The sequence below is a fragment of the Inquilinus sp. 2KB_23 genome, assembly GCF_052115705.1.
Taxonomy (GTDB): domain Bacteria; phylum Pseudomonadota; class Alphaproteobacteria; order DSM-16000; family Inquilinaceae; genus Inquilinus; species Inquilinus ginsengisoli_A.
In genome coordinates this window covers 97,287-106,801 of sequence record NZ_JBFRHF010000030.1, presented here as the reverse complement: position 1 = coordinate 106,801, position 9,515 = coordinate 97,287, and the positions used below count along the sequence as shown (strand labels likewise).

At 71.6% G+C, this 9,515-nt stretch carries 10 protein-coding genes; 2 read left to right on the top strand and 8 right to left on the bottom strand.

The window, feature by feature from the left end:
* From AB4112_RS30145 to mdcA, 8 genes are all read right to left on the bottom strand, one after another.
* The coding region (locus AB4112_RS30145; protein ID WP_441725017.1) for a superoxide dismutase at positions 1 to 424 on the bottom strand (424 nt) is incomplete at its 3' end.
* 103 nt (positions 425 to 527) lie between these two features.
* On the bottom strand, positions 528 to 1,460 hold the full coding sequence (gene mdcH / locus AB4112_RS30140) for a malonate decarboxylase subunit epsilon (RefSeq protein ID WP_441725014.1): 933 nt from the start codon (positions 1,458 to 1,460) through the stop codon (positions 528 to 530).
* On the bottom strand, positions 1,457 to 2,143 hold the full coding sequence (locus AB4112_RS30135; RefSeq protein ID WP_441725011.1) for a malonate decarboxylase holo-ACP synthase: 687 nt from the start codon (positions 2,141 to 2,143) through the stop codon (positions 1,457 to 1,459). The genes mdcH and AB4112_RS30135 overlap by 4 nt, the downstream gene beginning before the upstream one ends.
* A 92-nt stretch (positions 2,144 to 2,235) precedes the next feature.
* On the bottom strand, positions 2,236 to 3,069 hold the full coding sequence (mdcE, locus tag AB4112_RS30130) for a biotin-independent malonate decarboxylase subunit gamma (RefSeq protein ID WP_441725008.1): 834 nt from the start codon (positions 3,067 to 3,069) through the stop codon (positions 2,236 to 2,238).
* Positions 3,066 to 3,917 (bottom strand): biotin-independent malonate decarboxylase subunit beta, encoded by an 852-nt coding sequence (locus AB4112_RS30125; protein WP_441725006.1) that lies wholly within the window; start codon positions 3,915 to 3,917, stop codon positions 3,066 to 3,068. The genes mdcE and AB4112_RS30125 overlap by 4 nt, the downstream gene beginning before the upstream one ends.
* Complete coding sequence (locus tag AB4112_RS30120) at positions 3,914 to 4,207, bottom strand: malonate decarboxylase subunit delta (RefSeq protein WP_309796989.1); 294 nt, start codon at positions 4,205 to 4,207, stop codon at positions 3,914 to 3,916. The genes AB4112_RS30125 and AB4112_RS30120 overlap by 4 nt, the downstream gene beginning before the upstream one ends.
* Positions 4,195 to 5,070, bottom strand: coding sequence for a triphosphoribosyl-dephospho-CoA synthase (locus AB4112_RS30115; protein WP_441725002.1), 876 nt, complete (start codon positions 5,068 to 5,070; stop codon positions 4,195 to 4,197). Before AB4112_RS30115 ends, AB4112_RS30120 begins: the two co-directional genes overlap by 13 nt.
* A 5-nt stretch (positions 5,071 to 5,075) precedes the next feature.
* Positions 5,076 to 6,716 carry a malonate decarboxylase subunit alpha gene (mdcA, locus tag AB4112_RS30110; RefSeq protein ID WP_441725000.1) on the bottom strand — a complete coding sequence of 547 codons (1,641 nt, stop codon included), beginning with the start codon at positions 6,714 to 6,716 and terminating at the stop codon, positions 5,076 to 5,078.
* 596 nt (positions 6,717 to 7,312) lie between these two features.
* On the opposite strand from mdcA, the gene AB4112_RS30105 reads away from it, so the two are divergent.
* The gene (locus AB4112_RS30105; RefSeq protein ID WP_441724997.1) at positions 7,313 to 8,536 is read left to right on the top strand and encodes an oxalate decarboxylase family bicupin; all 1,224 of its coding nucleotides are present in this window, start codon (positions 7,313 to 7,315) and stop codon (positions 8,534 to 8,536) included.
* Positions 8,537 to 8,658: 122 nt separating this feature from the next.
* Positions 8,659 to 9,492: a formate/nitrite transporter family protein gene (locus tag AB4112_RS30100; protein ID WP_309796982.1), complete on the top strand. Its 834-nt coding sequence runs from the start codon at positions 8,659 to 8,661 to the stop codon at positions 9,490 to 9,492.
* Positions 9,493 to 9,515: the final 23 nt, after the last annotated feature.

Below are 9,515 nucleotides of genomic sequence, written 5' to 3'. Positions count from 1 at the left end.
GCTCCCAGTACAGATCGTGGTTCCAGGCCTGGCCGGCCTGGTTGAAGATCGCGGTGTCTTTGTTGGTGGCGGATTTCACCACCACCTCGGCCAAGGTCATCGACTCATAGGGCGTGCCGGGCACCAGCTTGTTCAGCGTGTCGAAATAGGCCTTGTGGTGCTTGCCGTAGTGCAGGCCGACGGTCTCGGCGCTGATGGTCGGGGCCAGCGCGCTTTCGGCGAAGGGCAGCTTCGGCTGCTTGAACGGGCCGGAGGCGTTGACCGACGCCGCCGCGGCGACGCGGCGGTCGCCGATGGTGATCGGCCGGGGCAGCGCATGCGGGATGCCGCCGGTCGTGACCGCGGCACCGGCCGGACGGGAAAGCACGGCCCCGGCGGCGAAGGCGGCAGTGCCGCCGAGGATCAAGGCTTCACGTCGATTCATCGGGATTTCTCGGCTTCAGGACATGCTGAAAGCATTGCCCCGGGCCGTTACCGGACGATTTCACCCCTGCGGAACCAGGCTACTGCTGTAACGCCGTGAGGCATCATCGAGCGTTGCTGCAGCGTGCCGCCAACGCCTTCGCCCCGGCGATGGACAGGCCGTCGCCCGATCGCGCGACCGCGTCGGGGAAGGCCGCCGCGGCCAGGCGCGTCAGCACGTCGCCGGGCGGCAGCTCCAGGAACAGCGTGGCGCCATGTTCGGCCAGCAGGGTGGTGGCGTCGTCCCAGCGGACCGGATGCGCCAGGTTGGTCGCCAGCTCCTCGCGCACCGCGGCGGCGTCGCGCAGCGCCCGGGCCCGGCGGTTTCCGACATAGAGCCGGCGCGGCGCCGCGATCGGCACGGCGGCGACCGCGGCGGTCAGCGCCGCGGCGGGCCCATCCATCAGCGGGCAATGCGACGGCACCGCCACGGCCAGCCGCTCGGCCCGGCGCGCGCCCGCCTGCCGCGCCGTTTCGATCGCGCGATCCAGCGCCGCGTCGGCGCCGCTGAGCACGAATTCGGCCGGCCCGTTGAGGTTGGCGAGATAGAGCGGCGCGGCCGCCCCGCCGGTCGCGGCGACGATCTGCTCCACCCGCCGCTGCGGCAGGCCGACCAGGACGGCGAGCCCGTATCCGGCGGGGTAGGCCTGCTCCATCAACCGCCCACGCAAGGCGACCAGCGGCAGGGCATCGGCGAAGGCCAGCGCGCCGGCCACCACCGCGGCGGTGAAGGACCCGATCGACAGCCCGGCGACCGCGTCCGGCACCACCCCTTCGGCGGCGAGGGCGCGGGCGGTGGCGACACCGGCGATCACCACGGAGAGCTGCACCGCCACGGTCGAGCGCAGCACGGCTTCGCCGTCGAGGTCGCGCACGTCGCGGCCAAGCACGCCACCGGCCTCGTCGAGCGTGGCGGCGATGGCGGGATGGTCGGACAGGCGGTGCAGGAAGCCCGGGCTCTGCGCCCCCTGCCCCGGGCACAGGAAGGCGATGCTCATGGCGAGGCCGGCCACGGGTCGTCGACCAGCCGTGGGCCGTGGAGCGTCTTCACCACCAGGGGCCGGCCGCCGGCCGCGACCTCCGCCAGGCTGCAGCCGCCCAGCGGTGTCTCCAGCACGACATCGACCCGCACCGGCAGCCGCGCCAGGGCCGCGGTCAGACGATCCGCCAGATCCTGGTCGATCCGATCCGGGGCGCGCAGGACGATGTCGAGGTCGCTGTCCCGACGCGCCGCGAGGTGGCCGGTGGCGAGTTCGAAGCCGACGCTGCCGGCCGGCCCCCAGGCCCGGCCGCCCAGCAGCTCCGCCACCGGGTCGAGGATGGCCAGCGCCGGAACATCGCCGCGGCGGGCATGGCCGCGCCACGCGGCGGCGGTGGCGAGATCTTCGGGGGTGCGGACGGCCACGACCGCATCGGCCGGCAGCCAGGCGGCGCAGCGCTCGCCGCGCCCGGCACCGCGGATGCCGACCGGCAGCTGGCCGTCGCGCGGCGGGGCGCGCCGGACCACGACCCAGGGGACGGCGTCGAGCGAGGCGACGGCCCAATTCGGCAACTCGCCGAGCCGCCCGGGATCGATCCGTAGCAGGTCATGGGGAAGGACTGATGCGTCCCCTCCCCCACGCCCTTCATCGTCATTGCGAGCGTAGCGAAGCAATCCATCGGGCCGTCCAAGCGGCGCCATGGATTGCTTCGTCGGCTTCGCCTCCTCGCAATGACGGGGTGGGGGCTCCTGGGGAGACCCCTCAGGCGAGGCCCCCTCGCCCTTCACCACGGTCAGGCCGCGTCCCATTGCTCCGCCAGCCGCTGGCGCACCGCGATCGAGGCGGCGCGGGTGTCGTGGGCGGCGGGCGAGTCCAGCCGGCAGGACAGATCGCGATCGCCCCGGGCGCGGATGTCGGCCACGGCCTGCGCCAGCTCCGTCCGCACCCGCTCGACGTCCGCAGGCCCTGGCGCATCCGCCGCGACGCCCTCGATCAGCCGGTGCAGCAGGCCGAGCTTGGCGAAGCTGCGCACGCCATAGGCCATCGGCGGGATCTGCTCGCCCAGCCGGTCCAGCTCCGCCACCGTGCGGCGGGTGACGCGGGCGGCGGCCTCGCGGCCCATGGCATGGACCAGCACACCGTCATCATCCAGCGCCAGGAGGCGGTTGGCCTGGTAGCCATGGGCCAGGAAGGCGCCGGACACGGCCTTGCCGACCAGCAGCGCCACCACCGGATGGCCGGCCAGCCGGGCGGCGGCATAGGCGTCCGCCGCCGCGGCGCAGGCGAGGTGGACGCCCAGCAGTTCCTCCAACCGGCCATAGGCCTGGCTGGTGACGTCGACCAGCGCCACGATCGGGCGGCGGGATCCGTCCCGGTCCGCGGCGATCACCGCCTGGACCGCGGCGGCCAGCCCCCACCCCTCCTCCAGCCCGACCTCGCCCTGGCGGGCACGGGGGAAGCGGTTGGCCGGGTCCGGCACCACCGCGATGAAGCGGGCGGTCTTGCCGCCGAGATCGGCGTCGGCGGTCAGCACCGTGGAGGTGCCCGCGACCGTGGCCGGGGCCTGCCCGGTCAGGGCCGCCAGCCAGGTCCGGCCGCGGCTGCTCAGGGATGCGCTGGTGCTCATGGCATGTCCTCGCCCCACAGGGTTCGCAGGTCGTTCGGCGATGGCGGCGCGGCCGGGTCGATCGCCGCCAGCCGGGCCCGCCAGGTCTCGACCGCCGCGCTGCGGGGCCGGGCCGCAACGCCGGCGGCGAAGGCGGCGAAGGCGGCGCGGACGGCGGCGGCAATGGCCGCGACATCATCCCCGACCAGCGTGTCCACCAGATCCGCGGCGTGCCGCTGCTCACCTCCGATCAGGCTCCAGATCAGCCGGCGGTCCGACGAGTCGAGCTCCTCGATCCCGGCCTCCTGCTCGATCACCTCCGGCCCGTTCATGCCCAGCCGGCCCTGCCGGGTCACGATCAGCGTGCTGCACAGTGCCGCCGCCAGCGACATGCCTCCGAAGCAGCCGACCAGGCCGGAGATGACGCCGACCACCGGCACATGCGGGCGCAGCGCCAGGATGGCGGCGTGGATCTCGGCGATGGCGGCGAGGCCCAGATTGGCCTCCTGCAGCCGCACGCCGCCGGTCTCGAACAGGATCACCGGCCGGGTCGGCACGCCCTTGCGGTGGTCCGCCAGGGTCCGCTCCAGGGCACCGGCGATCTTGGCGCCGGCGACCTCGCCCATGCTGCCGCCCTGGAAGGCGCTTTCGATGGCGGCGACCACCGCGGGCTGGCCGTCGATGGTGCCGCGCGCCAGCACCACCCCGTCATCCGCCTGTGTGACGATGCCCTGCAGCGGCAGCCAGGGCGAGGTCAGCCGGTCGAACGGCCCCAGGATCTCGCGGAAGCTGCCGGCGTCGAGCAGCGCCCGGGCGCGGTCGCGGGCGGTCAGCTCGATGAAGCTGTCGCGTGAAACGATGGCGTTCATGATCTCGTCGCCTCCACCGCCTGTTCGAGGCGCAGCGCCACCATCCCCGGCGTCGCGCCGAAATCGTTGATCTCGACCGCGGCCGCGACGGCATGGCGTTCGAAAAAGCGGTCCAGCACCGCCTTCCACACCGCGCCGTAGCCGTCGACGCTGGTGCTGACCACCACGCGCGCCCGCCCGTCCGGCGAGGGCTCGATCAGCACTTCGAGGTTGCCGGAGCCGACGACGCCGACATGGGCGCGCTTCGGCACCGGGGCGGTGGCGGGATAGTCGAAGGTCAGGCGTTCCATGGGGCGACCCTCCGGTCGATGCAATCGAGGAACAGGGTGGCGGCCAGCAGGTCGGCCGACCCGCCGGGCGAGGCCCAGCGTGCCAGCAGGTCGGCGTCGAGCGCGGCGAGACGCGCCCGCCCGGCCGGATGCGCGGTGCCGCCGGCGGCGAGCACAGCCCGCGCGCCGGCCTGCGCCGCGTCGAGCGCACCCTGGCCGCCGCGATGCAGCAGGCAGGTGTCGTCGAGCGTCGCCATGATCGCCAGCAGCGCGTCGAGCCGCGCTTCCGCCTCGCCGGCCCCGGCGCCGCGGGCGGCGCGCAGGGCGGGCAGGCCGACCGCGACCGCATGGGGGAAGCCGTCCCAGGCCTCGCCGCGGGCGCCGGACACGCCATGCAGGTCCCGCACGCGGGTGCCGTGGCTGGCGGCCGGGGGCGCGAAACGGTCGGGGTGCCGGGCGATGGCGCCGGCGACGTTGCCGATGCGCCGGGGGCCGCCGCCGCCCGCGATCACCGCGCCGGCCAGCAGCAGGCCGAGGGCCCAGATCGCGCCGCGATGGGCGTTGCTGCCGCCGGTCGCCGCCATCATGGCGCGCTCGCCGTCGCGGCCGATCGCCGCCAGCTCCTCGCGCAGGAACCGGTCCGGCACGTGGCCGGCCGCGGCCTCGGCCATATCCCGGAAGGCCGGCCGCAGCGACCGCGCGGAGCGGTGCAGCAGGGCGAGGTCGAGATCGTGGTGGGCGCCGGAGCCGCGGCGGTCGACCAGCCCCGGCTTGGGGGTCAGCTCGGCCTCCTCGATCAGGGCCCAGACGGCGAGGTCGGCGAGGCCGTCCACGCCGGGCCAGGCCTCGGCGCGATCGACCAGAGCGAGAGCAGCGGCGGCCATGACGCTCACCAGCCGCGGAACCGGGCCGGCGGGTCGTAGAGGCCGCCGGACCAGGTCACCAGATCGTCGATCGAGCGCGCAGCCAGCAGCGACCGGTTGGCCTGCAGCCGGCTGACGCCGATGTCCTCGGGGAAGGCGACGATGCCGCGCGCCCGCAGGTCGGCGGTGCGCTTCGCCTCCGCCCGCCGCCCGATCTCGGTGGCGCCGGCCACCGCGGCGATGGCGGCCCGCCGCTCCTCCCCGCCCTCGGCCTTGTAGAGATAGGCGATGCCCTCCTCGGTCACGACATGCGAGACGTCGTCGCCATAGATCATCACCGGCGCGATCGGCATGCCGTTCTTGCGGCCGACCTCGACCGCGTCGAGGGTGTCGACGAAGGCCGGCACGCCGCCCGCCTTGAAGGTCTCGACCGTCTGCACCACCAGCTTGCGGCCGCGGGCGACCGGTTCCTTCGAGGTCATCAGGCTGAGCCAGGCCTCGCTGGCATGGCGGCGGCCGCGCGGATCATGCCCCATATTGGGGGCGCCGCCGAACCCGGCCAGCCGGCCGAGGGTGACGGTGGAGGAGTTGCCGTCGGCGTCCATCTGCAGGGTCGAGCCGATGAACAGGTCGACGCCGTACTGCCCGGCGAGCTGGCAGAACACGCGGTTCGACCGCAGGCTGCCGTCGCTGCCGACGAAGAAGATGTCGGGCCGGGCGCGGATGTATTCGCCCATGCCGACCTCGCTGCCGAAGCAGTGGATGCTCTCGACCCAGCCGCTTTCGATCGCCGGGATCAGCGTGGGGTGCGGGTTCAGCGCCCAGTTGCGGCAGATCTTGCCCTTCAGCCCCAGGCTCTCGCCATAGGTCGGCAGCAGCAGTTCCACCGCCGCGGTGTCGAAGCCGATGCCATGGTTCAAGGCGGTGACCCCATGGCGCTCGTAGATCCCGCGGATGATCATCATCCCCATCAGGATCTGCAGCTCGTTGATGTGGCGGGGGTCGCGGGTGAACAGCGGCTCGACCGCGAAGGGCCGGTCGGCCTCGACCACGAAATCGACCCAGGAGGCCGGGATGTCGACCCGCGGCAGCTCGTCGACGATCCGGTCGACCTGGGCCACCACCACGCCGTGGCGGAAGGCCGTGGCCTCGACGATGGTCGGCGTGTCCTCGGTGTTGGCGCCGGTGTAGAGGTTGCCGTGCCGGTCGGCCTGTTCGGCGCAGACCAGGGCCACCTGCGGCGTCAGGTCGACGAACATCCGGGCGTAGAGCTCGATGTAGGTGTAGATCGCGCCGATCTCGAGCTTGCCGTCCTCCAGCAGCTGGGCGACGCGCAGGCTCTGCGGCCCGGCGAAGGAGAAGTCGACCTTGCGGGCGATGCCGCGCTCGAACAGGTCGAGATGCTCGCGCCGGCCCAGCGTCGAGATCAGCAGGTGCAGGTCGTGCACCTTGCCGGGGTCGACCTCGGCCAGGGACCGCGACAGGAAGTCCGCCTGCTTCTGGTTGTCGCCCTCGAGCGCGACCCGGTCGCCCGGCTCGATCAGCGCCTCCAAGGCCTGGACGATGCGGTCGGGCCGCAGCACCCGGCCGTCGGCGAAGGCGGCCATCCGTTCGACGCGCCGCTGCTTGCGGAGGGGCAGCTTCGACCAGCTTCGTGCGGCATCCATGCGCAATCTCCGCAGGCTTGGCGGGTCCCGAGGACCGCCGTGGACCGATCCGATTGTCGCCTCAATATGAATACCGGAACGACGATCCGCAAGCCTTTAGAATACATAAACCGATATATTACGCGTTTGTGAACACACAACATCAGGAATCCGAGGAATCTGGATACGCTGAGAATCCAGGCAGAACGGCTGGAACCGTGGGCTGCGCCCTATACTGAAGTATGATCGCCGCATCACACATGGTTACCGCAATGACCGCCAATATAGTGGCGGCGATCGCGCCGAAGGCGTCTGCTTCCCCGGCGCATCAATGTCGGGATCGCCATCATGGCCAGCGCTGGGAAGCTGAACGTTCCCTCTGAATTGCGGATCGCACCGCCGGCCGGATCCCGACCCTTTAGCAAGCGTGCCAATCGGCCTTGGCCGACGGCGCGGAAAAGGCCCTGGACACCCCGTGTCCCGGCCCTCGCCTCGCCGCCTCCCCGGGGAAGACGATCGACGCGTGGATCCCACGACGCCGCCGCGCCAGGCCGGCGCGACGGCGTGCGGTCCGGCTCCTCAAAAGCCGGGACCACGACACTGACTGGAGGAAAGTCATGACCATGTTCACCCGCCGCAACGCGCTCACGACGATGGCCGCAGGCGGCCTCGCCGTCGCCGCCACCGCCGCGCATGCCCAAGGCGCGGACGCCCTGCAGCCGAAGACCCCCGGCCGCGGCGGCACCGATCCGGGCCCGCGCGATCTGGTGCGCGACCAGGAGAACCCGAGCTTCCTGAACCCGCCGCGGACCGACAGCGGCACGTTCCAGAACCTGCGCTACTCGTTCTCCGACTCGCATATGCGCCAGGAAGAGGGCGGCTGGACCCGTCAGGTCACGATCCGCGAGCTCAGCGTCTCCAAGAACATCGCGGGCGTGAACATGCGCCTGAACGCTGGCGGCACGCGCGAGCTGCACTGGCACAAGCAGGCGGAGTGGGCCTTCATGCTCTATGGCGAGGCGCGGATTTCCGCGGTCGACGCCGCGGGCAACAACTTCGTCGACGATGTCGGCGTCGGCGACCTCTGGTACTTCCCCTCGGGCATCCCGCATTCGATCCAGGGTCTTGGGAAGGACGGCTGCGAATTCCTGCTCGTCTTCGACGACGGCGAATTCGACGAGGACGGCACCTTCCTGCTGAGCGACTGGTTCAAGCATGTGCCGACCGACGTGCTGGGCAAGAATTTCGGCGTCGATCCGAAGTATTTCGGCCACACGCCGGACCCGCATGAGCGCTACATCTTCAACCTGCCGGTGCCGGGCCCGCTGGCGGGCGACAAGATCGCCGGGGCGACGCAGGTGCCGCAGGTCTTCAGCCACAAGATGATGGCGCAGACACCGATCAAGACCAGGGGCGGCACGGTCCGCATCACCGATTCCTCGGTGTTCCCGGCCTCCAAGACCATCGCGGCGGCGCTGGTCGAGATCGAGCCGGGCGGGATGCGCGAGCTGCACTGGCACCCGAACGCCGATGAGTGGCAGTACTACATCGAAGGCCAGGCCCGCATGGGTGTGTTCGGCGCGGTCGGGTCCGCCCGCACCATCGACTACGTGGCCGGCGATGTCGGCTATGTGCCCTTCGCCATGGGCCATTACATCGAGAACACCGGCACCACGACGCTGCGCTTCCTCGAGATGTTCAAGAGCGGCTACTACGCCGACGTCTCGCTGAACCAGTGGCTGGCCCTGACGCCGCCGGAACTGGTGCAGGGCCATCTGAACCTCGACAAGACCGTCATGGACGCGCTGCGCAAGCAGAAGTCGCCCGTCGTCCCCAGCTGACGCCGGCGCCTTGACTGCGCCTGGCCCCTGTCCCGCGTGGAACAGGGGCCGGCATCGGGAGGGGGAAGACCGCCGGCGGGGCCTGCTCGGGTTCCCGATGCCGCAGATGAGGAAAGTGGGCGATGTACCGCGACACGATTGCCAAATACGCCGACGCCGGCGCGCACAAGGCCGAGATGGTCAGGCTGCACCTGGTCAGCTTCCTGATCGGGTCGGCCCTGGCCGGCGCCTATATCGGCTTCGGCGACATTTTCATGTTCACCGTGGGCGCCCATGCCGACCCGGCCTGGGCGCATCTGGTCATGGGGGCGGTGTTCGCCTCGGCCCTGACCATTGTGATCTTCGCGGGGTCGGAGCTGTTCACCGGCACCGCGATGTACATGCCCTTCGCCGTGCTGCGCGGCGCGAGCACCACGCTGGACATGGTGCTGGTGTGGATCTCCTGCTGGGTCGGCAACCTGGTCGGCGCCGTGGTGCTGGCGGCGCTGCTGCACATGGCCGGCGGCGGTACCCTGCTGACCGACGGCAGCAGCGAGTTCTTCGGCGTGGTCGCGGCCAAGATGGCCGCGCCGGGCTATGAGCTGTTCGCCCGCGGCCTGCTGTGCAACTGGCTGGTCTGCCTCGCCATCTGGATGTGCGGCCGCACCGAGAACGACGCGGCCAAGATCGCGCTGATCTTCTGGCCGATCGCCATCTTCGTCGCCTGCGGCTTCGAGCATTCGGTCGCCAACATGTTCGTGTTCGCGCTGGCGCTGCTGGGCGAACATCCCGACACTGTCACCTTCGGCGGCGCGGTCCACAATCTGCTGTGGGTGACGCTCGGCAACCTGGTCGGCGGCGGCCTGATGGTCGGGCTGGGATACTGGGCGCAGGAGCGCGGCAGCGGCCGCGAGGCCGAAGCCGGTGTTGCAGCCCCGGCGGCATCCCGGCCGTCGAATGCCATGCCCCGGGCGTGACGGGGTTCCGTCGGCGGTAGTCG